Consider the following 256-nt stretch of genomic DNA (forward strand, 5'->3'; position numbering starts at 1 on the left):
GTGTACGCGATCGAAAACTTCGATCCGGGCTCGCGCGCGGCCGTGCTTTCGCGCGGGCTGATCGGCAGTCTCGGCGAGCGCGTCGTGGTGGCTTCGCCGATCTACAAGCATCACTTCGATCTGCGCACCGGCGAGTGCCTCGAAGCGCCCGCGCATTCCGTCAGCGCATTTCCCGCGCGCGTCGAAAACGGCCAGGTGTGGGTCGCCGTTTGAGCCGGTACGTTTCACCGCTGCATAAGAACGGCCCGCATGGCAC

The 256-nt window shown here is 65.6% G+C and carries 1 protein-coding gene; it reads left to right on the forward strand.

The genetic code is table 11. From position 1 onward, the window contains the following. On the forward strand, nucleotides 1–213 hold a 213-nt coding region (gene nirD, locus SB753_RS39120; protein WP_410805427.1), incomplete at its 5' end, for a nitrite reductase small subunit NirD. Nucleotides 214–256 lie beyond the last annotated feature (43 nt).

Origin of the sequence: Paraburkholderia sp. SIMBA_053 (assembly GCF_046534895.1) — a bacterium.
Classification (GTDB): domain Bacteria; phylum Pseudomonadota; class Gammaproteobacteria; order Burkholderiales; family Burkholderiaceae; genus Paraburkholderia; species Paraburkholderia caledonica.